This is a genomic window from Streptomyces carpinensis (assembly GCF_002154505.1).
In the GTDB taxonomy this organism is placed as follows: Bacteria; Actinomycetota; Actinomycetes; order Streptomycetales; family Streptomycetaceae; genus Streptomyces; species Streptomyces carpinensis.
The window spans coordinates 1-434 of record NZ_MUBM01000099.1; the positions used below are offsets into that span (position 1 = coordinate 1).

1 pseudogene is annotated in these 434 nt (G+C 80.2%); it reads right to left on the reverse strand.

The features are described 5' to 3' along the window. Positions 1-265: pseudogene (locus tag BZY54_RS52235) on the reverse strand (hypothetical protein); the annotation flags it as partial. Positions 266-434: the final 169 nt, after the last annotated feature.

Consider the following 434-nt stretch of genomic DNA (forward strand, 5'->3'; position numbering starts at 1 on the left):
CCCCGGCGATCTGACCGGCCTCCGGGGTGGGGGCCGTCCCGGGCGCCTGCGTGCCCTCCGGAGTGTGGGCACCGTCCGGAGCCTGCGCGCCTTCGGTGGGCGAACCGGCCTCGTCGGCGGTCATGTCCGGGGCCCGCCCCTCGGGCGTCACCTCGGGCGTGGCCGCCCCCGTCACGGCGCCCTCCGTACCGGTCCCGGGCGCCTGCACCGTTTCCGGAGCCGGAGCCGATACGGCCTCGGCCGCCTGGTCCGCGTGCGCGGGCACGGTGCCGTCCCTCGGCGTGTGACCGGCGTGGGGCGCCTGGGCTTCCGGGGCGCCGTGGGCAGCCACCGGCTCCTGGCCGGCACCCGGAGCGTGCCCGCTCTCCGTGCCGTCCGCGGCCTGGGTCGGTCCCGGGTCGTGCGGCGCGTGACCCGGCTGCGGCAGCGGCTCG